This window comes from Anabaena sp. CCY 9910 (assembly GCF_963920875.1).
GTDB classification, from domain to species: Bacteria; Cyanobacteriota; Cyanobacteriia; order Cyanobacteriales; family Nostocaceae; genus Trichormus; species Trichormus variabilis.
This window is the reverse complement of sequence record NZ_CAWUDJ010000048.1, coordinates 1-22,300: the sequence shown is the minus strand read 5'-3', so window position 1 is coordinate 22,300 and position 22,300 is coordinate 1. Positions and strand designations below refer to the sequence as shown.

18 protein-coding genes and 1 pseudogene are annotated in these 22,300 nt (G+C 40.8%); 11 read left to right on the top strand and 8 right to left on the bottom strand.

The window, feature by feature from the left end:
• Nucleotides 1-19 precede the first annotated feature (19 nt).
• From ACM5QX_RS25115 to ACM5QX_RS25105, 3 genes and pseudogenes are all read right to left on the bottom strand, one after another.
• Nucleotides 20-572: pseudogene (locus ACM5QX_RS25115) on the bottom strand (nitrogenase component 1); the annotation flags it as partial.
• Nucleotides 573-856: 284 nt separating this feature from the next.
• Nucleotides 857-1,831: a nitrogenase iron protein gene (nifH, locus tag ACM5QX_RS25110; protein WP_414756015.1), complete on the bottom strand. Its 975-nt coding sequence runs from the start codon at nucleotides 1,829-1,831 to the stop codon at nucleotides 857-859.
• A gap of 280 nt (nucleotides 1,832-2,111) precedes the next feature.
• Nucleotides 2,112-3,245 (bottom strand): substrate-binding domain-containing protein, encoded by a 1,134-nt coding sequence (locus ACM5QX_RS25105; RefSeq protein ID WP_414756014.1) that lies wholly within the window; start codon nucleotides 3,243-3,245, stop codon nucleotides 2,112-2,114.
• Nucleotides 3,246-3,507: 262 nt separating this feature from the next.
• On the opposite strand from ACM5QX_RS25105, the gene ACM5QX_RS25100 reads away from it, so the two are divergent.
• Complete coding sequence (locus ACM5QX_RS25100; protein WP_414756013.1) at nucleotides 3,508-3,684, top strand: hypothetical protein; 177 nt, start codon at nucleotides 3,508-3,510, stop codon at nucleotides 3,682-3,684.
• A 184-nt stretch (nucleotides 3,685-3,868) separates the two neighbouring features.
• Here the strand turns inward: ACM5QX_RS25100 and ACM5QX_RS25095 are convergent, their stop codons facing one another.
• Nucleotides 3,869-4,642 (bottom strand): PEP-CTERM sorting domain-containing protein, encoded by a 774-nt coding sequence (locus ACM5QX_RS25095; RefSeq protein ID WP_414756012.1) that lies wholly within the window; start codon nucleotides 4,640-4,642, stop codon nucleotides 3,869-3,871.
• 81 nt (nucleotides 4,643-4,723) lie between these two features.
• Nucleotides 4,724-5,668, bottom strand: coding sequence for a molybdate ABC transporter substrate-binding protein (locus ACM5QX_RS25090; protein ID WP_414756011.1), 945 nt, complete (start codon nucleotides 5,666-5,668; stop codon nucleotides 4,724-4,726).
• Nucleotides 5,669-5,982: 314 nt separating this feature from the next.
• On the opposite strand from ACM5QX_RS25090, the gene ACM5QX_RS25085 reads away from it, so the two are divergent.
• Together ACM5QX_RS25085 and ACM5QX_RS25080 are read left to right on the top strand one after the other, a co-directional pair.
• Entirely contained in the window at nucleotides 5,983-7,728 is a 1,746-nt protein-coding gene (locus ACM5QX_RS25085; protein WP_414756010.1) for an iron uptake porin, read from the top strand.
• A 203-nt stretch (nucleotides 7,729-7,931) separates the two neighbouring features.
• Nucleotides 7,932-9,833, top strand: a complete 1,902-nt coding sequence (locus tag ACM5QX_RS25080; protein WP_414756009.1) for a S8 family serine peptidase — start codon at nucleotides 7,932-7,934, stop codon at nucleotides 9,831-9,833.
• A gap of 498 nt (nucleotides 9,834-10,331) precedes the next feature.
• Here ACM5QX_RS25080 and ACM5QX_RS25075 read toward each other — a convergent pair whose 3' ends face one another.
• Both ACM5QX_RS25075 and modA read right to left on the bottom strand, forming a co-directional pair.
• Nucleotides 10,332-11,075 (bottom strand): PEP-CTERM sorting domain-containing protein, encoded by a 744-nt coding sequence (locus tag ACM5QX_RS25075; protein ID WP_414756008.1) that lies wholly within the window; start codon nucleotides 11,073-11,075, stop codon nucleotides 10,332-10,334.
• A gap of 93 nt (nucleotides 11,076-11,168) precedes the next feature.
• Complete coding sequence (modA, locus tag ACM5QX_RS25070; RefSeq protein WP_414756007.1) at nucleotides 11,169-12,125, bottom strand: molybdate ABC transporter substrate-binding protein; 957 nt, start codon at nucleotides 12,123-12,125, stop codon at nucleotides 11,169-11,171.
• A 257-nt stretch (nucleotides 12,126-12,382) separates the two neighbouring features.
• On the opposite strand from modA, the gene ACM5QX_RS25065 reads away from it, so the two are divergent.
• On the top strand, nucleotides 12,383-13,936 hold the full coding sequence (locus ACM5QX_RS25065; RefSeq protein ID WP_414756006.1) for a cytochrome P450: 1,554 nt from the start codon (nucleotides 12,383-12,385) through the stop codon (nucleotides 13,934-13,936).
• Between the two features lie 227 nt (nucleotides 13,937-14,163).
• On the opposite strand, the gene ACM5QX_RS25060 is transcribed toward ACM5QX_RS25065, so the two are convergent.
• Nucleotides 14,164-14,871 (bottom strand): hypothetical protein, encoded by a 708-nt coding sequence (locus ACM5QX_RS25060; protein ID WP_414756005.1) that lies wholly within the window; start codon nucleotides 14,869-14,871, stop codon nucleotides 14,164-14,166.
• Between the two features lie 433 nt (nucleotides 14,872-15,304).
• Here ACM5QX_RS25060 and mnmA point away from each other — a divergent pair, with 433 nt between their 5' ends.
• The 7 genes from mnmA (at nucleotide 15,305) to ACM5QX_RS25025 (ending at nucleotide 22,253) form a co-directional block, all read left to right on the top strand.
• A complete protein-coding gene (mnmA, locus tag ACM5QX_RS25055; protein WP_414756004.1) occupies nucleotides 15,305-16,363 on the top strand; it encodes a tRNA 2-thiouridine(34) synthase MnmA in 1,059 nt (352 codons plus the stop codon).
• A 483-nt stretch (nucleotides 16,364-16,846) separates the two neighbouring features.
• Nucleotides 16,847-17,851, top strand: coding sequence for a sulfonate ABC transporter substrate-binding protein (locus ACM5QX_RS25050; protein ID WP_414756003.1), 1,005 nt, complete (start codon nucleotides 16,847-16,849; stop codon nucleotides 17,849-17,851).
• A 143-nt stretch (nucleotides 17,852-17,994) separates the two neighbouring features.
• Complete coding sequence (locus ACM5QX_RS25045; RefSeq protein WP_414756002.1) at nucleotides 17,995-19,704, top strand: fumarate reductase/succinate dehydrogenase flavoprotein subunit; 1,710 nt, start codon at nucleotides 17,995-17,997, stop codon at nucleotides 19,702-19,704.
• 56 nt (nucleotides 19,705-19,760) lie between these two features.
• Nucleotides 19,761-20,171 (top strand): VOC family protein, encoded by a 411-nt coding sequence (locus ACM5QX_RS25040; RefSeq protein WP_414756001.1) that lies wholly within the window; start codon nucleotides 19,761-19,763, stop codon nucleotides 20,169-20,171.
• Between the two features lie 73 nt (nucleotides 20,172-20,244).
• Nucleotides 20,245-20,769: a GNAT family N-acetyltransferase gene (locus ACM5QX_RS25035; RefSeq protein WP_414756000.1), complete on the top strand. Its 525-nt coding sequence runs from the start codon at nucleotides 20,245-20,247 to the stop codon at nucleotides 20,767-20,769.
• A gap of 29 nt (nucleotides 20,770-20,798) precedes the next feature.
• The gene (locus tag ACM5QX_RS25030) at nucleotides 20,799-21,494 is read left to right on the top strand and encodes an HAD family hydrolase (protein ID WP_414755999.1); all 696 of its coding nucleotides are present in this window, start codon (nucleotides 20,799-20,801) and stop codon (nucleotides 21,492-21,494) included.
• A gap of 27 nt (nucleotides 21,495-21,521) precedes the next feature.
• Nucleotides 21,522-22,253, top strand: coding sequence for a class I SAM-dependent methyltransferase (locus ACM5QX_RS25025; protein ID WP_414755998.1), 732 nt, complete (start codon nucleotides 21,522-21,524; stop codon nucleotides 22,251-22,253).
• Nucleotides 22,254-22,300 lie beyond the last annotated feature (47 nt).

The following is a 22,300-nucleotide window of genomic DNA, read 5'->3' as shown; positions in this document are numbered from 1 at the left end:
GAGTGTACTTTGTGGATTGTTAAGGGGTTGGGAGGAGGTTGGCGATCGCAAACAGAGTTTGCATTGTTCCTTGGTAGCCAACTTTTGTTAACATGGCGTTACCTACGCGATGACCTACGGTCGGTCGAAGACCATCGCAAATAGGAATGCCTTGGCGATAAAGGGGGATTTGTAAGCGTTGAGAGATTGTGTCTGCATGAGAATTGGCAATTAATAAGTCAGCACCTGTGGCTAATTGCTCAAAGTCTTCTAAATCACCGATGTTCACACAGGAAATTGCTAGTTTTTCTAAGACGGGGGAACTTTGCAGCGTTCCGTATACTCTCACCTAACGCGATGGTGAAAACAGAATTGGCGATCGCTCTTAGTTGCGTTACAGTTTTTCCACTGGTGGTAATATGGCTAAATGTGTGAGCCACATGACTATCTAGTAAAGCAGAAAGATCAGGAATGGCGATGCCTTCGGCGGGCTACGCCTACGCTTCCAACCCAAAAGCAGCGATAATCTCTTTAACCTCTTCTATATCCCCTGGTGTAAACGCAGAACTCGCCAACAAAGTAACTTGTTGTGAACATTTTAAAAATAAAAAAATTAGGGAATGGGAAGCAGGAATTCCCAATTCCCTATGTAACAAAAAACCAACATAGCAGAGAAGGAGAAAAAATAAGATAATTTACTAATTCAACATTAAAAAAGCGAAAAGAAAAAAGATGTGGTAAAGACGAGAAGTGTAAAAAACAAAGAGTTGATTTCAGCTATAAGAGTACCTCCAGATTTTGATGAATTTGGTCTTTAAGGGTGGATAGAAATAATCCACCCCATAGTTTATTTAGACGCTAATAATGAACAATAGCTCTATTTATTGTTACGGGAAACAACTTCAACGTTGCCTCTCTGCACAGCTTCCAGTGCTTGAGCTTTGAGTTCTTCTTGCTTCTTGAGAGCTTCTTCTTCAGCTTTGCTCATACCGACCAATTTTTCCTTGTCTTCGTCGCTTTCAAGGATACCGAACTCAATCAACAATGCTTCTAACTCATCCATTTCGATGGGTGTAGGAACAGCCATATTTTGATTGTTGATAATCTTGTCGGCTAATGTGCGGTATTCATTAGCTTGATTGCTATCAGGTGCGTATTCGTTCACAGTCATCCGGCGTAACTCTGCGTGCTGCACGATGTTGTCGCGGGGAACGAAGTGAATCATCTGGGTACTTAACCGGTTTGCGAGTGTGGTAATCAGTTCGTCTTCCCGGTCAGTTTTACGGCTGTTACAAATTAGACCACCCAAGCGTACACCGCCGGAGTGAGCATATTTCAAAATACCGCGAGCGATGTTGTTTGCAGCGTACATCGCCATCATTTCACCAGAGGTAACAATGTAGATTTCTTGCGCTTTCCCTTCCCGAATTGGCATGGCGAAACCACCGCATACAACGTCACCTAATACGTCGTAAGATACGAAATCTACGTCTTGATATGCACCGTTTTCTTCGAGGAAGTTAATAGCGGTGATAATACCACGACCAGCGCAACCTACACCTGGTTCTGGACCACCAGATTCTACGCATTTGATATCGCGGAAGCCTTTGAGTACTACTTCATCAAGTTCTAAGTCTTCTACTGCACCGCGTTCAGCAGCTAAGTGAAGTACGGTAGTTTGTGCTTTGGTGTGGAGAATCAAGCGGGTAGAGTCTGCTTTGGGGTCACATCCGACAATCAGAATACGTTGTCCCACTTCTGCCATTGCTGCGAGGGTATTTTGGGAAGTGGTGGATTTACCGATACCGCCTTTACCGTAAAAAGCTATCTGTCTAATGTTTTCGTCGGACATGATGATTTAGTCTCCTAGTAATGGTGTAATTTTGGTATGTCTGTCATCTGAAGCGTTCAGACTGTTAAGTTACAGTCGTGACTTGTTGTAGAACGTCTTTGGAGGTGCGCGTCCTACAACAAAAGGTGTGTAAATCCAAAACATATTCCTGTGTTAGTGCAAGTATTTAGTCAAGCGATGTCTGAAGAGCAGCCGCTTTGGGTGTAGAGAGGGGTTTAGGGGTGTGGGGGTTTAGGGGATAATTTTCCCAGTCCCTAATCCCCAGTCCCCAATCCCCAATCTAAACCGTTGCTACAACTTCCCCAATTTTCGTAATGTCGTAGCCACCGAGAACTTCTAGTTGCGAGTGAACCATGCGATGTCCCAAGGTACTCAACAATTGTTGTATAGGTGCTTCTTCTAAATATTCCTTCAAAATCACTAAATCATATCTTGATTGATGCAGAGGTACAAATCCCAAACCAAAGGTAGTAGCAACAGATGATGTACTAATACCTGCATCCACAAACCCTAATGCGACAGCTTGGGCTACATCTTGATGGCTAGTGGCAATCTGATTAAATCCTTTGACTGCTGCAAATGGTATGTGTTCTTGTTGCAGTTTTTGTTCTAGGAGCATTCGACTACCAGCACCAACTTCACGATTGACGATGGTTGCTTGTGCTTCTACTACATCATTTAGTGTTTTAAAACCCTTGGGATTACCCGATGGAACTATCAGCCCTTCTTCCCATAAACCTAGAGTAACTAAAACAGCTTCTCTTCCTGCCAAGATTTCACGGGCAAACGGCACGTTATGTTCACCAGTTTTGGGATCATACAGGTGCATCCCGGCTATGTGGGCTTCACCTCTGCATAGACTTTGCAGGGCATCTATGCTGTTGGCAAAGGTAAAATGTACTCGTAGTTGTGGATGCCAGCGTTCGGTAGCTCTTGCCCAGAGTGCAATTACAGGCGCACAACCGGCAATAACTACTGTGTTATGCAGTGCGGCTAAGTTATCATCTAACAGCCTCACCTGCACTTTACCGCTTCCTGTTTGGCTTACTCCTTCCCCATCTGCCGGAATCATATCTTGGCGAAAGGCATCTTTACCCAATAGGGGATAAGCAACCCATTGTCCGGCAACCCTTGCTAAACTCAGGCGTATGGACTGATCTGTGGGTATGGGTTTAGTCAGGACTGCTTCAATTGCAGGTAAATCTTGGTCTAGCCAGAATAGATCCTCAACTTGACAACCAAGTGCTTTAGCTATGCGTAGTGCGATCGCCACTGAGGGGGCATATTGTCCCGATTCTACACCACTAATGGTCTGACGAGTTACACTAGCAATGTTAGCCAAATCTTGCTGGCTCATCCCTAAGCGCGTTCTGATTGCTTTCAAGTTATTAAGGAGGCCACTATCCTGCTTCATTGGCTTTTTATTTCTACTGTACTTTACGCAAAGCCGTGGCGGATTTACTTCTTTGACTTAGACAATAGTCGTGGGTTTGAGTTTACCCAATACTTTTGCTTTTTTGATTCCCTATAAGTAAAGCATAGCATACAAATCGCTAGTTTACTTGCGAGAGATAAAAATTTTTGACAAAATTTGCAGAAAGTTATCCAAACTCTTGTTTAGTAGGGGCTTTAGCCGGACGAATCAATTCAAAATCCAAAATAAAGACTCCAACCACATGGGGATAGAGTTTTGTCAGTGGTTAGTGGCAAAGAGTTTATACCAGGAGTGCTTTGGTGTGTTTGGCAATGGATATGTATATCCTTTAATAATGCACTTGTTATTTGGTGCGATCGCTGGCATTATTGGCTCTGGTCTAATATTGTGGACTAAAAAATATAAGCTTGGGGTGTAGATGTAACCTGAGTCTGTGCTTTTACAGATTCGTGAAAAATAAATAATGCACTACTGGTAATTAAACTAAACAATGAAAACATCTTTAAAACAATTCCTCACACACACAAAGTTTGTAGTAAGCACTTTAGTGTTTAGAAATTTAGGAATAAAGTCCTTACTACGAACAAATGTAACTGCAAAAATTAATTAAATTGGCGGCTTCTCCGCAATTTTCTAGTCATAAAACCTGATGCAATCAGCAGCGATAAACTTGATATTGTGGGTTCTGGGACTTGAGTAATTACTAATGAGAGGTTATCTGCATAGGAATCATTGACTCGACCTCCTGTATGATTGGCATTCAGGACTACATTAATTTGACGTGTTCCGGTAGGAACAAAACCATTAGTTTCTCGCAAAAATAACCCTGTAACGTTATTTCTTTCTGCTGCATTTGGCGCAGAAATATTAGCAATTCCTAGAGATTGGTTTGTCTGCCCAAGGAAAGTAATATTGAGTGTTGCAATATCGTCATCATCATCATATCCACCTAACCAACCACTCAAATCAAAAACTGCTTTACCTGCATCAATTACTGAAGCAAGACTATTGACATCAATAGATTGGGAAGCACTAGATGAGGCTCTACTAGCACCACCAAAAAAGAGATTTTTACCTCTGTCATCTGGGCCAGGAACATTAACATCTGGTAGGTTAACTCTCACGACATTACCAAGGCCATTAGTAAATTCAAAGCCTGTTGCTCCATATTCCAACACACTAAAATTACCAGTTGTAGTCCAACCTGGAATGAAGGGAATGTCAGCACCGACTGCATTACCGATGGAGTCTCCTAATCCTTGCTCTGCATCACCATTGACAATTAAATTTTGACCTAGTGTGGCAGCATGAGTAGGTTGAGCCAGTAAAAAACTAGATGCTAATCCGGCTATTAAAGAAAGACATAGTTTGTTCATGTTTTGTGAGATTTTTTTCAAGATGATTTGATTCACAGTCGCGTCTTTGTGAAATTGATAGTTTCTCTATACAAGCGATAGTTAAACTTTGGTAGTTGCTGTTGATTTTCTGTTATGAGATAACTTTTTCTGGACTACAAAAGCCACAACCAAAGCTATTAAAGTAGCAGATGCCCCCTGATGTTCTGGAATAGAAGTTGAAGGAGTACCAAATCCATATTTTGCTAGGATGGCTTGCCCTTTTGATGAGAGGATATATGCAGCTAATTTCTCTCCGTCGGGATCTGCATTTTTAATTACAGTCAAACCATAATCAGCCTTTGTGGCTAAATAATTCGGTAACTCTACTATTTGTAAATCTTTACCTGCTTCTAGTTCTTGAGCAGTTTTACCACTGGTGTAATAAGCTAAAAAGATATCTGCAAGGGGATTGGTTTTGAGGAAATAGACGAGATTATTTTCTCCGGTGGGAACTGACGGTGCAGAGGGATTCCCACCTACTAATTGCAAGGCTTTAGTTTTGAGAGTTTGCGAACTACCTGGTTTAATAACATCAGCTTTATCAAATATCTGCCAGGCGTAGTCTCCAGAAGGGTCAGCTAATGGTGTTGATGTGCCTACCTTGATAATTGGATCGAGTAAGAATTCTAATACATTATCTGATGTGACACCAGTTAAACCTGGTCTGACAATAGCAACCATACGATTGCTAGTAAAATTCTGTCCAGAATTACTCAAACCTTTTTGAAATAGTTGTTGGGGATTTCCTAAATCAGCACTGGCGAAGACATCTGCGGTTTTCACATTGCTGGATAATTCATCCTCTATTTTGACTCTTGTTAAACCTGAAGGGCCAAAATAAGTCTCTACAGTGATGCCATAATCTGCTGTAAAAGCTTGTGCTACTTCCGTCAGGCTATTGCGCAAACTACCAGCACCATATAAAGTGACGGCAGATACTGGGGTTGGTAATGTAACATTGATAGCAAAGGCCATCAATGAAAAGGCACAAAACTGCTTTTTCATGGTTGGTATATAATCACGCAATATTCATAACCACTGCTTGATTATCTGGTGAATTACACTCAAGTAGTAATTAATTAGAGATTGAAAGCCTCATCTGGAAAGGAACACTGGTCATTTAACAGACAACAATACATTACCAACGTAATTGGTAAAAATCAATCCATTAAGTCAGGGAATAGCAACAATTGAGCGATCGCCTCAAAAATATCTCTCTATAAAAATTAGTAGCAAAAAGTACTTTTTACAGTTAATAATGTATATTAACTTATTTTATACCAACTAGATTGGTAGCAAGTTGTTCAGGTGTGAGGCAAATGTTTAACATCGTATGTAAGTCTTTGTTTATAGCTCCCGTACTGCTGGGAGTGAATGTGTTAATGGCTCAAGTTGTATCAGCATCTCCGGTAGCAGGAGACGTTGAAACACAACAAGAAGCGGATGATAACTCATCAATCACTCAGGTGACATCTGTTTCGCAACTATCTGATGTGCAACCGACAGACTGGGCTTTTCAAGCTTTACAATCTTTAGTTGAGCGTTATGGTTGTATTGCTGGATATCCCGACAGCAGCTTTCGGGGTAATCGCGCCATAACTCGTTATGAGTTTGCTGCTGGTTTGAATGCTTGCTTGAATCGGATTAACGAACTGATTGGGACAAGTACGGCGGATTTAGTCACAAAAGAAGATTTAGCCACACTACAAAGACTGCAAGAAGAGTTTGCCGAAGGACTAGCAGAACTGCGGGGAAGGGTAGATGGACTAGAAGGGCGTACAGCCATCTTAGAAAGTCAACAATTTTCTACCACTACCAAGTTGAATGCAGAGGTAATTCTTACTGTTGGTAGTGTGTTTGGTGGAGATAGAGCGTTAAACTCTGACCAATGGCGAACCATCAATGCACAGCCGGCTGGTACTGCACGGGAGAATGCCAAAAATAGTGCCTATGGAGCCGCAGGAAGGAATCTGCAAGATAATGCTATTTTAAGCGATCGCGTCCGCTTGAATTTAGTCTCTAGTTTCACTGGCAAAGACCGCTTGTTTGCTCGGCTAGAAGCCAACAACACTACCGCATTTAATGCTCCAGTGACAGGCACTAATATGAGTCGTCTGGGGTGGGATGCAACTAATAACTTAGATAACAGTGTTCAATTAGGCAAGCTATTTTACCGCTTTCCTGTAGGTGATAAACTCAACATCATTATTGATGCCATTGGTGGAGAATTTTACGATAACTTCAATACGATCAATCCCCTGTTAGCATCAGCTCCTACCGGTGCAGTATCCCGCTTTGGTCGCTTCTCGCCTATTTACCGAGCGAGTAACACTGGTTCTGCTAGCAATACCGGTTCAGGAATTAGCGCCATATTTCAATTGAGTAATGCTGTGACTTTCTCGGCGGGATATCTAGCCAGACGAGGCAGCGAGCCAACACCAGGGAGAGGCTTATTTGATGGTAGTTATGGAGCCTTGGCGCAGTTAGAATTTCAACCAAACACAAACTTAACTTTGGGTTTGAGCTATGCTCACTCCTACTTTAGTGGTGAAGCCGGGGATGTTACCGTTTCCGGCGCTTACGGTAGTGCTTTCGCTAATACCCCATTTGGTTCTGCGGTGTCTACTTCTGCCAATTATTATGGTTTACAAACGAGTTACCGTTTCAATCCCCAGTTTATAGTCTCTGGATGGGTCGGATATACCCAAGCTATAGCCGAAGCCAGTTCCGGTACTACAGTCAACCGTGGTGATCAAGCAGATATTTGGAACTGGGCAGTAACTTTAGCTTTCCCCGATTTGGGGAAAAAGGGGAATTTGGGTGGTCTAATTTTTGGACAACCGCCAAGAGTTACCAGTAATGACTTTGGCCCCGCTAATTTGACTGCTACCAGCGCTCGGCGTGAAGATACAGATACATCTTTCCATGTGGAGGCTTTGTATCGCTACCAACTGAACAATAATATCTCAATTACACCAGGGTTAATTGTCATATTTAACCCAGAAAATAACAGCAACAACGATACTATCTATACTGGTGTTGTTCGCACTACGTTTAGATTTTAGAGGCTGGCTAGAAACTTATTGTTGAGTGTTGAGTGAGTGAGAATTACTCAGCACTCTTCATTTGTTTTGACTCTACTTCTATGATCAAAGATTAAATGCAAAATCAAATTATTTATATTGATTGATACTTTTCAACTATATTGGTAATCTATTTATTAGCATCTAGTTCAGCTTTAAGTTGAATAGTACTCAAGCATTCATTAATGATTTTTCGGTATCATATTCAAGTGAAACTTACACAAACAAATAACAGTATTATTCATGGAGTTACTAGTAACGATAACTCTTTTTCAGAGCATAATGATTATTATGGCTCTGAACTCAGGATTGACGATATATTAAGCTCAAACTTTCGTAGTAGTTTTTCAACTCAGCAAGACAATACATTATTGTCGGCAACTGTCTCAAATACTAATACTCATCTCGCTGCTCAAACAATTGATGTTACATCTAGTCAACCAGACTTAATCATCCAAAATGCTGAAGTTCCTAGTACAGCATCAATTGGAACTAATATTCAGGTTAACTATGTAGTTAAAAACCAAGGCTCGGAGAATACTTTCTCTAGCTATACTATGTTTTTCTTATCGAGAGATAGAAATGTGAGTGATAATGATTATTACTTAGGTTCAGACTATGTTGACGGTCTTGTAGCAGACGCTTACAGTTCAGAATCAAGCACACTCACAATTGATAATGGTATTGTCGCTGGTAGCTATTATTTATTGTGCCAAGCTGATGGCAATGGAGATTTTATTGAAAGTAATGAAACCAACAACATTTTAGCTACAGCCATAAATATTAATCTGATTCAGACAGATTTAGTAGTTCAGAATCCTGTAGCACCTAGTTCAGTAACTGTTGGCTATAGCTTTAGAATTAGTTATCGAGTTAAAAATCAGAGTTTGGGTAATGCTTTTCCTAGCTCTACGATGTTTTATATATCTAAAGATAAAACTATCAGCGATGATGATCTATATTTAGGTTCCCAGGATGTTGGTAGTATTCCAGCAGGTGCTTATAGTTCACAAACAACGTCACTTAGGATTGTGAAGAATATCACCGCAGGTAAATATTATCTCCTGTACAAAGCTGATGGTAACAACAATTTGATTGAAACCAATGAAGGCAATAACATTGTTGCTAAAGCTATCAACGTCAAGAATAGTTTTCGCTCTACTAATGGCTATGGCTTGATTAATGCTGCTGCCGCAGTCGCTCAAGCTTTAGGTCAGACAACCTTTGGTGATGTTGTTAATTTAGGTGGTAACAATTGGGGTGCAGACCTGATTAACGCACCAGAAGTATGGGCAAAAGGATTTACAGGTCAAGGAATTACTGTAGCTGTTGTAGATGGCGGGGTTGACCGCAACCATACCGATTTGAGCAGTAATATCTGGAAAAATCTCAAAGAAATTGCTGGTAACGGTAAGGATGATGATGGCAATGGATATATTGATGATGTTTACGGCTGGAACTTTGTTGGTAACAACAACAATACCTTAGACAAAAATGGACATGGAACTCATGTAGCTGGGACTATTGCCGGGGTAAGAAATAGCTTTGGTGTTACAGGTATTGCCTATAATGCCAAGATTATGCCAGTGAAGGTTTTGGCTGATAATGGTTCAGGTTCTGATCATGCAATCGCTCAAGGTATTCGTTATGCGGCAAACAATGGAGCCAATGTGATTAACTTGAGTTTAGGTAAAGAGCAACCTAGTATTGATATCCAATCAGCTATTCAATATGCTAGCAGCAAAGGCGCGATCGTGGTCACGGCAGCAGGAAACGGTGGTCAGCTAACACCATACTACCCTGCTAGATATGCCACAGACTGGGGGCTAGCGGTAGGCGCAGTTGATAAGTCTGGAATTATGGCTAGCTTCTCTAACCGCGCCGGAAATGAGCTATTGAGCTATGTCACAGCCCCTGGTGTTGGTATTTATTCGACACTTCCTGGTAACAAGTATGCTTCTTGGAATGGAACATCTATGTCCACTCCTTATGTTGCTGGGGTAGTCGCTTTGATGCTCAGTGCTAATAAAAATTTAACTGATTCCCTCGTGCGTCAAATTGTTACATCTACCGCAGCCAATAGATAAAAAGGAGTCAGAAAACTGGAGTCAGAATTCAGAATACTCCACCCAGAAAGGGATAGAGTTTAAATCAGGACTTACGTAACTGGCACAATAGTAGGGTGCGTCAGATACGGAAAATCCTCTAATGTGTACGAAATTATTGGGGCTGACGCACCCTACAGTTACTTTGACTATGACACTTGCGTAAGTCCTATAAATAAGGAAAAAGTTTCAGATTTGTTTCGCCCACGTTCGCGTAGCGGACGCACCAGAGGGGCGAGGTTTTAACCAATATTCATCCGCCAGTCGCACAGAATTAATACTGAATTCTGGCTCCTGACTCCTGAATTCTGTTTAATAAACTTTTTGTTACCAAAATTCTTGGTAACATCTCACTTTAGTAACTTTGCCATTTTTAGTATAAAAAAGTACTTCTAAAATAAAGTTGATTACATATCTTTTGAGGGGCGAATATATTGCGCCCCTACCTGTTCACCTTATTCAAATGCAATCACATAAGAATCAAACAAGCTCAACTTGGGACTTACCACTACTAGCCAAACGGTTTTTTCTATGACGCATTCCCATCATAGTTACAACTGCTAGTCCAGCCATGATTGATGGTTCAGGTACAGAAGTAGATTGTTGACCGTCATCATCAATCCGAACGACGCTGATATTATCGATGTTGTACCAAGCTTTTTGTTGGAGACTGGCAAACTTTAACTCTGTGATTTTTGAGGTGGCTATAAAATCTAGTGTGTATTGCGTAAAATCTTGGAATGGAATATCACTTCTTTCCTCTACCAAGTTGCCGCCTATATATGTCCGAAAAGTGCTTAAATTCTCCTCATCTGAGTTAGCTAAGTAGTAGGTCAATCGATATCTTTGATTCTTCTTGGTGTTCAAGTTTTGGGATATGTAAGTAAAGTCGGCTGATGCCGCCATACGTACACTTCTAGAATAATCAGATTCCCTATCAACAGTATAATTTTCTAGATAAGTGGTGTAGAAAGTTTCATTTTGCGTACTATTGAACCATCCTCTAATAAAAGGATTAGCACGAGTAGGGTCGTTAGGATTCAATAGTTCATTGGGGTCACAGACGTTTTGTGGACAGTATGTAAAGTCGCCATTATGCACAATATTTCCTAACCTGGCAGCTTGTGCCTGAGAAGCATAACCACCTATACCTACAGCAGTACCGACAAAAGCACTGGTAATAGTTAGTAACAAATGTTTGGAAGTTTTGTTGGTCGATTTCATGAAAAATTTCTCCAAATCTGGCTGAAAGATCATAGATATTTCTGCAAACAAATTATTGATAGGATTGGTGATTTTATATCCAATACCTATGATTTAAGGTGCTAGAAATCCACGATTGGTTAAGGCATTTCTGGCTGCTGTATTAGTAGCAAGAAAGTTAGCAAAAGAATTAGCAGCCGTAGCACTTGTCGTTCTGTTGAGTACAGCTTCTGGATAGACTATGGGAGTAGTTAGGCAAGTTGAGGGAGCAGCTAGTCCTACTTGTGTTACTAGGGTAGAAACCTGTTTATCTGTCGCGTACACTATACCTGCATCAATGACATTTCCACCGAGAGTTTTAGTCTCAACTGCACTCAAAACGTTACGGACGTTAGTGGCAAAGATAAGCTTATTAGGTAGTGGGTTATTCAACAGCGTATTGTAAGTACCTCCTCCGCAACCACTAGCGGTACTGGTGAGGACTTGTCTGGCATATTCTCCAGCTGGAACAGTTGAGGGGCTACCTATAGCAATACCGCGAATACCAGCTCTCGTTGGAGGACTATTAACAAGAGTACTGAAACTCGAAATAGCGTTACCTGTGGGAGCAGGTGCAGTAGGGGTATTTGGTTTGATCAATACGAGCCTATTTCTAGCAATGTTCTGTGGCCAACCAGCAGCTAGTTTTCCAGCCGTCTGCAAACTAGTCATCTGAGAGGTAGCAGCCGAAATAAACACATCTGGAATCCCAGCTGTTTCATTTGGTGCATAGTTGATGTTTTGTAGCAAAATCCCTGAAGAATCTAGGCTATTTGTAAAGTTAATCTTTGGTGTGGAGGTGCTGTTATTGTAAGCATTCTCCACGTCTGTTAGTGCTTCCAATAAACTAACCGCAGCGTAAACTCTCAGACTGGCTGTAGCACTTGGTGATGTGACGGTTGTCGTCACCTGTGGTGTTGGGGGGGGTGTCTGTGCTGTAACTGGTGCAGACATCAACAATGGGAGGGCGATCGCCACTATTAAGCTGGTAATCGCCCCAGTCATCCAAGCAATCAATTTTTTCTTGCTCATAGAAAATGCTTCAGTGAAGTTACTTACGTGTGGTAAGCATTAGGAAAACAATACCAAAAAAGTTGGAAACATTACCAATATTATTGGTAATGTTAAGATATTCTGACTAAGTAAACTTCACGAAATATAGCTGTTGACTGTTGGTTGTTGAATGTTGACAGATTTGAAAGCCTTTGATTATCAGTGTTTTATCTTAGAGTGAAAGAATACGTTAGTATCTGGGTGATTTGAAGTTTTTGGTTGACAAAGGCGGATTCATGCTCCAATACGTTACTGCTCAGATTAATAATTCTTCCTCTGTTCCCTATTTAGTGACCGTCTTAAGCGTTACTACCATAGCGGGAACATTTGCTTGGCGCTGGTGGAAACAAAAGAAACAATACAAATCCCTACAATCACTCCCCTCCCCTCCTCAACACTGGCTGTTAGGAAATCTTCCGCAAGTTTTAGCAGCAGTGAAACAAAAAAAATTATTCCAATTATTTTTTGATTGGAGCCAGCAGCTAGGCCCGATGTATGTTGTATGGAATGGTAGTTCTCCGGTTGTCATTTTAAGTAAACCAAAAGTTATCGAAGATACCATCGTCAATGGAATGAGAGATGGTAGCTTAATCAGATCCGCACGATTGCGCCAAGCTTGGAACGATATCAGTGGTCCTATTCTTATAGGAGAAACAGGAAACGAGTGGCAGTGGCGACGCAAAGTTTGGAACCCAGAATTCAGTTCTAGCAGTCTCGCCAAATATCTGGAAATTATTAACCAAGCCTGTGAACAAGTAATTGTCACACTCAAGGAAACTGCACCACCAAAAGAAGTTGAGGTAGATCCCCTGTTTGTAGAACTAACAATGAGGGTGATTTCCTCTCTTGTACTAGGTATACCTGTGGATAGAAAGATTACTACTAATGAAGGGCCGCCCCTGGAAGTTCTCAAGGTGTACGAAGCTATGTGTGTTGTAGGTTATCGATTTCTACGACAAGCTACAGGTGAAAAGATATGGATGAAATATTTACCAACCAAGAATTCACAAGATTATTGGGCATCAAGACGATATTTAGAGGAATTTTTAACTCCCCGTGTAGACTTAGCTTTACAGATGAGAGAACAAAGAACTGATTTTCCGCAAGTCAGTCCTTTGTTCCGTGAATCAATGTTAGTCAGAATTGCAGCTAAAGAACCAAAATATAATCGCCAAACATTAATAGCAGAATCTGTTGAATTCCTAATAGCTGGTACCGATACAACAGCTCATACTCTATCTTTTGCCGTAGGAGAGTTAAGCTTAAATCCAAGGGTTTTTCAGAAAGCACGGGACATTGTTGACCAAGCTTGGCAAAGTCAAGACAATATTAATACAGAAAGCTTTAAGGAATTGGCTTATATTAGCGCAATTCTCAAGGAGACATTGCGCCTTTATTCAGTCGCTTCAGGCTCGACTTCCTTGGAGGCTCAACGCGACACCGTAATTGAGGGTAAAGTGATCCCTAGTGGTACAAGAATATCTTGGTCAATGCTTGCTGCTGGAAGAGATCCAGAAGTCTATGCTCATCCTGAGGAATTTCTGCCCGAACGTTGGTTAGACAAGAGTAAAGAAACTAGTTCGCTGCCAATGATAGACTTTGGCTCAGGGCCTCATCGTTGCTTGGGAGAGCATTTATCAATGCTGGAAGGAACTATGATGCTAGCATTATTGCTCCGTCACTTCGACTGGGAGTTAGTCAACGGTCGTTCTTCCCTGGAACAGTTACAGCAAAACCTGTTAATTTATCCGTCCGATAAAATGCCAGTGCGCTTTCGGTTAAGAAATTGAGTTAGGGACTTCCAGATAAAAAATATCCAAAATGTAGAGTGGGTCAGTATGAATATTTTCTGAGTACAGTTAGGTTCTATGACACTGACGCACCCTACCAAACCATCAATTTCGGATAATTTATTTTTTGTTGTTCCCTTAGTTGTGCTGAAGATAAGGGGCTTGAAACATAATTATAGTTTTACTGTTGCCTACTTGTACTAGCCCCTAGTCTTAACTCTGTGGGATTACTTCCCGTAGTAAACCCTAGCATTAGCAAATCCCATATTTCGTAGATAATTGCTCCATTGTTCTGCTTCTGTTCTTTGAACAAAAGGCCCGACTGCTACGTGTGGCCCTAGAGGTTGTCTTCTTTCTCTGACAAAACTATTTCGTCCCACAGCTAATCTAATACGATTGGCAATTGAAGGAACCTCTTCTGGTTTTGCGGGGATAGTCACATAATACCTAGACCGTTCACTTCCATAATTTCCCCCACCAGGAGAGTTGGGTATTCCCTGTCCATCGCCACTACCCGCAATTCTGGCACCATAAATACCAGATGACTCTAGTTCTCTGACTCGCTGTTGGGCATTTGATTCTCTATTAAAAACTCCCGACTGAATTACAGAACGACCATTGTACTGGCGGATGTAAGCGCTGGGTTCAATGCGCCGTACTCTTTGTAGAGTGTCGTAACTATTATTGTCAACATATACAAAATAACGTTGAAAGTTTTGTCCAGATTGATATTGATACTGTACTGGTTGATAGGGCTGATAATCCTGTTGATATTGGTTGAATTCCACTTCCTGTTCCTGGGTGGGGACATTAGGTGGTGGTGGTAAACTTTCAAATACTCCAGATTGAGTTAGCAAAACCCTATCATTGTTGTTGATTTGTCCTTTTGCTGGGCTAGGAACTAGTGTTAACCAACTGCCTAATAACAATGGCATTATCGGCAATGTAATATATTTACTCGTTATCTGAATAGACATGGTAGAAACAAAATTTATGGACTATTGCCTTGAGACACTAAATTAGTAGAACTTTATACTGCTAGCTTAAAGGGACTATGCTCAGGTGGCAACGGATACATGAAAAAATATGCAGTTCCTGTGAATGATGCCAGAGATTTGAGACAAATTTAGTCAGGGTTAATGCCGTCGTCAAACCCTTTAATTTTCAACGCGCCGAAAATTATCTATGATTGGGAACTGAAGCGCTTTACTAATAAGGCTTATAAGGGATATATGCTACAATTGAGCAGTTAAAAATTTATCAACCTACGATTAATTTAGTAGATAAAAACAGCCGAAATTATTATATAGCGTAGATTTTTAAATTTCAAATTCCGCGAAGCACTGTCTTGTGCAAAATTTAGTAACTATGAAAAAAGTTGTCGTCGGTCTTTCTGGTGGCGTTGACAGTTCCACAGCCGCCGCTATCCTCCATAATCAGGGCTATGAAGTAATTGGTTTAACCCTTTGGCTAATGAAAGGCAAAGGTCAGTGTTGCTCTGAAGGGATGATCGACGCGGCTTATATTTGTGAACAGTTAGGCATTCCCCATGAAGTGGTGGATATGCGGGATGTGTTTCAAACTCATATTGTCGATTATCTAGTAACTGGTTATGGTGCTGGGATTACGCCATTGCCTTGTTCTCAGTGCAACAAAACGGTGAAGTTCGGCCCAATGGTACAGTATGCCAGGGAAAAATTGGGATGCGATCGCATCGCTACAGGTCATTATGCCCGTATTAGCTACGACGAAGCAACCGGACGTTACCAACTATTAAGGGCTGTTGACCGCAACAAAGACCAATCTTATTTCCTGTATGATTTGTCTCAAGATTTACTTGCAGCCTCGCTATTTCCTCTAGGGGAAATGGAAAAGGCTGACACCCGTCGCATTGCCACGGAACATGGACTAAAAACTGCCGATAAGCCAGAAAGCCAAGACCTGTGCCTAGTTGAAAGTAACGGTTCTATGCGGGCTTTTCTGGATAAGTATATCGCACCGAAAAAAGGCGATATTGTGGATACCGCAGGCAAAGTTTTAGGTCAACATGATGGTGTCCATCATTACACAATTGGACAACGTAAGGGCTTAGGGATTGCAGCACCTGAACCACTGTATGTGGTGGAATTGGATGCAGTCAATAATAAAGTAGTAGTAGGCGATCGCACTAAAGCTACTCAAGAAGAATGTACTGTCAACCGAGTCAATTGGGTTTCCATCCCTGAACCATCCACCCCAATTCGTGCAGCCGTACAAATCCGCTATCGTTCTGCACCTGAACCAGTAACAGTCATTCCTCTGGAAAACTCCCGCGTCCGCTTGGTATTTGATGAACCCCAGTTCAGCATCACCCCCGGACAAGCGGCAGTGTGGTATGACGGCGATAAAGTTTTGGGTGGTGGGATTATTGAACAATTTAGTCATTAAAATTACTCACCCACAAGAGGATAGAGTTTGGTCAGTGGTCAGTGGCAAAGATATGTAAAAACCACCCACTAAGGGTTGGGGTATTAAACCAGATCATTTTGTAGAGACGCGATTAATCGCGTCTCTTTTCTTTAAAAGTCCACCTAAAGATGCAAACAACAGATATTCCTAGAAATTATACCAATTCAATTAATGACGGCAACACATCATCGGGTGAAGACGCGATAAATCGCGTCTCTACAGTTGGTTTATTTGTTGCGTTCTTTTTTCTAATTGGTATTATTATTTGTCAATCATCAAAATCTGTGGCAGCCGCTTGCTTTTACTGCTTATGTATGTGAATATTTTACCATTCAAATACGGTAAATTGCTCAAAATATCGTAGTATTTGTTTTGGTTATGTAGTTAAGTGTGCTTATGTGGAGTCAGTTTGTATTGCCTCAACTAATGAAGATGGTCAGCCGCTTTCTTCAAAATTATGAGATGTCTAGAATACGTAAATTTATCTGCTGGTTTACATTGGGGCTAAGTTTGAGTCTGGTTATTTCTGCCTGTTCTCCTAGCAATACAAACAACTCTGCGGTAACCTCAACAGCAAGCCCCACCCCTACAACTCAAGGTGTTGCAATTCGCATTGGTTATCAAAAAGCAGCCACAGTTCTCAATGCAATGCGAAGCAGGGGAGAAGTAGAAAAAGCCTTGACTGCTGCCGGTGCAACGGTGACATGGACAGAATTTCCCGCCGGGCCACCGATGCTAGAAGCGATGAATGCAGGTAGTATCGACTTTGGTTATACAGGAGAATCACCCCCTATTTTTGCTCAAGCTGGTGGTGTTCCCCTATTGTATGTAGCTTACGACCCTTGGAGTCCCAAAGCCGAAGCAATTATCGTACCGAAAAATTCACCAATTAAAACCGTCGCTGAACTCAAGGGTAAAAGAGTCGCCTTTGCCAAAGGTTCTAATACTAACTATTTAGTAGTCAAAGCCCTAGAAGCAGCCGGACTAAACTATAGTGACATCAAACCCGCCTATCTCACCCCCGCAGATGCCCGTGCAGCTTTTGAAGGTGGTAACGTTGATGCTTGGGCAATTTGGGATCCTTTCTTGGCAGCAGTTGAACAGGCTACAGGTGCAAGGATTCTCACCGATGCCACAAATTTAGCACCCAATCGGGGTTACTATCTGGTGCGTCAAGCCTTTGTGAATGATCATGCAGATGTATTGAAAACCCTGTTAGATGAAGTTACCAAAGTCGATAAATGGGCAGCCAATAACCCCCAAGAAGTAGCTAAATTTTTAGAACCAGAACTAGGCATTCCCGCCGCCGCCTTGGAAGTTGCCGAGAAACGCCGACAGTATGGTGTTCTCCCGTTAACAGATGAAGTAATTAGCAAGCAGCAAGATATTGCCGATACCTTTTACAAAATCAAACTCATTCCCCAGCAAATTCAAGTAAAAGACATCGTTTGGCAAGGCAGTAAATAAGGCAGGGGGCAGGGGGCAGGGGGACAAGAGTAAGAACATTTTAGTATTGCTATCTATCTGCACTCTCCATCCAAATCCCCAGTCCCCAATCCCCAATCCCCAGTCCCCAATCCCCAATCCCCAATCCCCAATCCCCAAAAATTATGGATATCAATACTCAACGCATAAAAACTGATGTACTCGTCATTGGCGGCGGTACTGCTGGCACAATGGCAGGTATTAAAGCCAAGCAGGCAAATCCTGATGCAGAGGTGCTGATATTAGAAAAGGCTAACATACGTCGGAGTGGTGCGATCGCAATGGGGATGGATGGCGTAAACACCGCAGTTATCCCCGGCCATTCCACACCAGAACAATATGTGAGGGAAATCACCCTAGCCAACGATGGCATTCTCAACCAAAAAGCTGTATATCAAACAGGTAAATTAGGTCACGAAGTCATCCAAGAATTAGAAAGCTGGGGCGTGAAATTCCAAAAAAATGCCCAAGGTAACTATGACTTAAAACAAGTGCATCGTGTGGGTAAATATGTCTTACCCATGCCAGAAGGTAAAGACCTGAAAACCATTCTCACCCGCCAAGTTAAACGCCACAAAGTCAAAGTGACAAATCGTGTGATGGCTACCCGTGTCTTAGTCAAAGACGGACGTGCTGTTGGCGCGGTAGGATTTGATGTGAGAAACGGCGACTATATAATCATTCAAGCCAAAGCCGTCATCCTCTGTACAGGCGCTTGTGGCAGACTAGGCTTACCCGCTTCTGGCTACCTCTACGGCACTTATGAAAATCCTACCAACGCCGGCGATGGCTATTCAATGGCTTATCACGCAGGCGCAGAACTCAGCAACATTGAATGCTTTCAAATTAATCCCTTAATCAAAGATTACAACGGCCCTGCCTGCGCCTATGTCGCTGGGCCATTTGGCGCACATACAGCCAACGCCGAAGGAAATCGCTTCATTAGTTGCGACTATTGGAGTGGTCAAATGATGTTGGAAATCTGGAAAGAATTAAACTCAGGAAAAGGGCCAGTCCAACTCAAAATGACCCATCTTGATGAAGATACAATTGCGGAAATTGAATCCATACTTTGGGCGAATGAAAGACCAAGTAGAGAACGCTTCCATCAAGGTAGAAACGAAGATTATCGCACCCACGGCGTAGAGATGCACATTTCCGAAATCGGCTTATGTAGTGGTCATAGTGCTTCTGGGGTGTGGGTAAATGAAAACGCCCAAACTACGGTTCCCGGTTTATATGCAGCCGGAGACATGGCCAGCGTTCCTCATAATTATATGATTGGGGCTTTTGTCTTCGGTCGCATAGCTGGAACCCATGCCATTGAATATATTCAAGATTTGGATTTTGTCGAACCAGATGCAGAGTTTTTAGAAACAGAAAAAGCCAGAATTTATGCCCCATTAACTCGACCCAATGGCATACCTCATACCCAAGTAGAATATAAACTCAGACGCTTAGTTAATGATTATCTCCAACCACCAAAATCAGGTAACAAAATAGAAATTGGCTTGAAACAGTTTGTTCAATATCAACAAACCTTAGATTTAATGGGTGCGCGTGACCCCCATGAATTAATGCGTTCTTTAGAAGTGCATTTTATTCGAGACTGTGCAGAAATGGCAGCTAGAGCATCATTATATCGCCAAGAAACTCGTTGGGGTCTATATCATTACCGCTTAGATTATCCCGAAAAAAATGATGATGAATGGTTCTGTCATGTCAATCTAAAGAAAGATGAGTCAGGACAAATGATATTATTCAAGCGTCCTGTAGAGCCTTACATTGTCGAAGTAGATACAGTTAAAGAATCATACAATGTAGCTGTGAGGTAAAATTCTACAATTGATTTGATTAAAAAATGGAATTTTAAACATCAATACTTTGCACAATGATTACTGGAGTTAACCACATTACTTTATCTGTCAGAAATTTAGAGGAATCTATCACTTTCTATACAGATGTGCTATCTTTTCGCTTACTAGCAAAATGGACTAAAGGTGCTTATCTTGCAACTGGTGACATTTGGTTGGCATTGATTTTAGACAAGAAAGTTCGAGAAAGTCCTCTACCTGAATATACCCACATTGCTCTAACTGTTTCCATTGAAGATTTTCCGGTACTTAGTCAACGTATTCAAAAATCAGGTGCAACAATTTGGCAAGAAAATAAAAGCAAAGGTGCTTCTTTATATTTTCTTGATCCTAATGATCATAAGCTGGAAATCCATGCTTCTGATTTAGACACTAGAATTCAAACTGCTAAAGCACATCCGTGGGAAGGGTTAGATTTTTTCGTTTAGTTATTTGGTAGTCACATTATTTTTTATATAAAATGCAAAATCAACCAAACTTTATAATAATTCAATTAGTAAAATGCTTGAATTAATTAAGCCAACTTGTGATTTGTATTCAGAGTTTATTGATATGGTGAAAGAATATCAAAAACATGGTGAGTCACGCCTATTCGATCAGAATAATTTAACGTTAATTCAAGAAGATTTTTCAGCCTACATCCAATACTTAGAAAATAATTCAAAAGGTATTGATTTAAAACCTGGTTTTGTACCTGCAACAACTTTTTGGTTGGTGGCACAGAGCAAGATTATTTTGGGCGAAAGCCAATTACGTCATTGGTTAATACCTACATTGGAACGTCGAGGAGGACATATTGGATATATGATTCGCCCTCTCCAAAGAAGCAAAGGATATGGTACACAAATACTGACTAAGACTTTAGAAAAAGCTAGAAATATGGGTTTGAGTCGCGTTCTTTTAACCTGTAATAAAGATAATATTTCTTCCGCCCGTGTAATTCAGAAAAATCAAGGTCAATTAACCAGTGAAGAATTTTTGGAAAATTCAGATATAGTGATCTCCCGTTATTGGATTAATTTATAAAAATTTAAGTTGAGTCTAATAAAATAAAAATGAGTTATCAAGCCATAATTTTCGACCTCGATAATACATTATTAAATTTTGAACTATGTGAACGTCAAGCTATCCTTGGCGCGTTATCAGATTGTGCAGTATCTTTAGATATATATGAAATAACTGAAACTAATTTTTTAGAAGTGTTTGAAACTTATAATTCTCAGTATTGGAGAAAGAAAGATGTTTTATCACCTATCGAAATAACAGAATTATCTTATCAAAGCACACTGGCTCACTTAAATATAAAAACAGATAAAACTAATCACCTCAGTCAAAGTTTTTGGCAGATTTTTAATCATTCAGCCGTAACAGAATCTGGTGTATATGAACTTTTAACTATCCTGAAACGCAATTATCGGTTAGCCGTCATTACCAATGGTTTTGTATCAGCACAAGTACCAAGAATGCAGGCTGCGGGAATTGATTACTTTTTTGAGGAAGTGGTAGTTTCGGAAGCAATTGGTTTTGCTAAACCATCACCAGAAATATTTCACTATGCTTTATCACAATTAGATTTAACGCCAGCACAAGTTCTTTATGTTGGAGATTCTTTAAGCCATGACTATGCAGGTACAACACAAGTCAATATTGATTTTTGTTACTACAACAGAAAAAATCAAGCTTTACCACAGGAAATTAAACCAAAATTTATCGTCAATCAACTTTTAAATTTACTAGAACTAGTTAAATAATTTTTAACCATTGAATATTTCAAAAAAATGCCTATTTATAATTCCATTGGTAAACAATATTCCCAAACTCGCGTTCCTGATATTCGCATCGTCAATGCAATAATTAATCTACTCAATTTACCAAAGGGTAGCGTTATCGCTGATATTGGTGCTGGTACTGGTGGTTATAGTGTAGCCTTGGCTAACCAAGGATTGTTTGTTTATGCGGTTGAACCTTCTGTTGTGATGCGACAGCAAGCGGTTGTACATCCTCAAGTTGAGTGGTTTACTGGCTATGCAGAAAATTTAGCTTTACCAGATAAATCTGTTGATGGTGTTATCAGTATTTTAACGATACATCACTTTTCACATCTCGAAAAATCTTTCCAAGAAATGCAAAGAATTATTAGAGATGGAATAATCATTTTACTAACTTTTGATATTAGACTCGCGCAAAGAATTTGGCTTTACGATTATTTTCCCTTTTTATGGGAAGATGCTTTACGATTTTTACCGCTAAACGAACAAATTAATTTACTTCAGCAGAATACTAAAAGACGTGTTGAAGCCATACCATTTTTATTACCACACGACTTGTCTGATTTATTCGCCGCCGCAGCTTGGAGACGACCAGAATTATATCTGAAAGCCGAAGTACGTGCGGGTATATCATCTTTTGCGTTAGCTAATCAAGATTTAGTAAAACAAGGAGTAAATTTACTTGCGGCCGATTTAAATAGTGGAGAATGGATAAAAAAATATGGTGAAATTCACGTCTAATGTGAATTAAAGAGAATGAGACTGGAAGGTGAGAACATCAATACCAA

Excerpts from the sequence above, each read along its gene's own strand:
- nifH (WP_414756015.1), bottom strand. The coding sequence starts at position 1,831 with ATGTCCGACGAAAACATTAGACAGATAGCTTTTTACGGTAAAGGCGGT.
- ACM5QX_RS25105 (WP_414756014.1), bottom strand. The coding sequence starts at position 3,245 with ATGAAGCAGGATAGTGGCCTCCTTAATAACTTGAAAGCAATCAGAACG.
- ACM5QX_RS25100 (WP_414756013.1), top strand. The coding sequence starts at position 3,508 with ATGGGGATAGAGTTTTGTCAGTGGTTAGTGGCAAAGAGTTTATACCAG.
- ACM5QX_RS25095 (WP_414756012.1), bottom strand. The coding sequence starts at position 4,642 with ATGAACAAACTATGTCTTTCTTTAATAGCCGGATTAGCATCTAGTTTT.
- ACM5QX_RS25090 (WP_414756011.1), bottom strand. The coding sequence starts at position 5,668 with ATGAAAAAGCAGTTTTGTGCCTTTTCATTGATGGCCTTTGCTATCAAT.
- ACM5QX_RS25085 (WP_414756010.1), top strand. The coding sequence starts at position 5,983 with ATGTTTAACATCGTATGTAAGTCTTTGTTTATAGCTCCCGTACTGCTG.
- ACM5QX_RS25080 (WP_414756009.1), top strand. The coding sequence starts at position 7,932 with ATGATTTTTCGGTATCATATTCAAGTGAAACTTACACAAACAAATAAC.
- ACM5QX_RS25075 (WP_414756008.1), bottom strand. The coding sequence starts at position 11,075 with ATGAAATCGACCAACAAAACTTCCAAACATTTGTTACTAACTATTACC.
- modA (WP_414756007.1), bottom strand. The coding sequence starts at position 12,125 with ATGAGCAAGAAAAAATTGATTGCTTGGATGACTGGGGCGATTACCAGC.
- ACM5QX_RS25065 (WP_414756006.1), top strand. The coding sequence starts at position 12,383 with ATGCTCCAATACGTTACTGCTCAGATTAATAATTCTTCCTCTGTTCCC.
- ACM5QX_RS25060 (WP_414756005.1), bottom strand. The coding sequence starts at position 14,871 with ATGCCATTGTTATTAGGCAGTTGGTTAACACTAGTTCCTAGCCCAGCA.
- mnmA (WP_414756004.1), top strand. The coding sequence starts at position 15,305 with ATGAAAAAAGTTGTCGTCGGTCTTTCTGGTGGCGTTGACAGTTCCACA.
- ACM5QX_RS25050 (WP_414756003.1), top strand. The coding sequence starts at position 16,847 with ATGTCTAGAATACGTAAATTTATCTGCTGGTTTACATTGGGGCTAAGT.
- ACM5QX_RS25045 (WP_414756002.1), top strand. The coding sequence starts at position 17,995 with ATGGATATCAATACTCAACGCATAAAAACTGATGTACTCGTCATTGGC.
- ACM5QX_RS25040 (WP_414756001.1), top strand. The coding sequence starts at position 19,761 with ATGATTACTGGAGTTAACCACATTACTTTATCTGTCAGAAATTTAGAG.
- ACM5QX_RS25035 (WP_414756000.1), top strand. The coding sequence starts at position 20,245 with ATGCTTGAATTAATTAAGCCAACTTGTGATTTGTATTCAGAGTTTATT.
- ACM5QX_RS25030 (WP_414755999.1), top strand. The coding sequence starts at position 20,799 with ATGAGTTATCAAGCCATAATTTTCGACCTCGATAATACATTATTAAAT.
- ACM5QX_RS25025 (WP_414755998.1), top strand. The coding sequence starts at position 21,522 with ATGCCTATTTATAATTCCATTGGTAAACAATATTCCCAAACTCGCGTT.